Genomic DNA, 734 nt, shown 5'->3' with positions numbered 1-734 from the left:
AAGCCATTAAAAATGCAGCGCTTGCTGGAGCTGGTATTGCGTGGTTACCCGATTGGCTCATTCAAAATGAATTACAGGACAGTAAGCTCATACAAGTGTTAGAAACCATGTCGAGCATTACTTTTCCGATTCATTTGGTGTGGCCTACGCTACCTTTTATGCCGCTGAAAACCCGCCTTGCAATTGATTATTTGGCGCAGCATTTACCTCCTGAGCTAAACATTTAAAAATAAAGTTTTTGCATGAAATACCCCAATTTCTCTGAAACATTAAGAAACTGTAGATTTTTTGATGCAACTCATAGATAGCCCAATTAGTTCTTTAACAACGCTTTATTTGCAATTTCGAGTGTAGACATCAAAATGAAAAATAATCATCGTCACTCTTTCATCTAGTTATTATAAATACATTGCTAGCGAGGCTTAATGTTCAAAATAAGATGGGGCATCTCGCCCCATCTCATTTTTTTAGCACTCAATTGCATTAACAGCGAGGCCACCTTTTGAAGTTTCTTTATATTTCTCAGACATATCTTTGCCAGTTTCTTTCATGGTCTGAATGACTTTATCGAGCGTCACAAAATGCTCGCCTTCATCATGAAGTGCCATTTGTGCTGCATTAATGGCTTTTACAGCCGCAATTGCATTTCGCTCAATGCAAGGAACCTGAACCAAGCCACCAATCGGGTCACACGTTAGACCTAAATTATGTTCAAGGCCAATTTCGGCCGCGTG

Annotated in this window: 2 protein-coding genes; one reads left to right on the top strand and one right to left on the bottom strand. The window is 39.6% G+C overall.

From position 1 onward, the window contains the following. The coding region (locus tag UC75_RS19525) for a LysR substrate-binding domain-containing protein (protein WP_265597212.1) at nt 1-227 on the top strand (227 nt) is incomplete at its 5' end. Nucleotides 228-467: 240 nt separating this feature from the next. Here UC75_RS19525 and UC75_RS19520 read toward each other — a convergent pair. Beyond that, the coding region (locus tag UC75_RS19520; protein ID WP_228136990.1) for an L-serine ammonia-lyase, iron-sulfur-dependent, subunit alpha at nt 468-734 on the bottom strand (267 nt) is incomplete at its 5' end.

The sequence above is a fragment of the Acinetobacter sp. V2 genome (genome assembly GCF_001188385.1).
GTDB classification, from domain to species: domain Bacteria; phylum Pseudomonadota; class Gammaproteobacteria; order Pseudomonadales; family Moraxellaceae; genus Acinetobacter; species Acinetobacter oleivorans.
The sequence above is the reverse complement of the archived record's forward strand: the minus strand, read 5'-3'. Positions and strand labels throughout refer to the sequence as shown.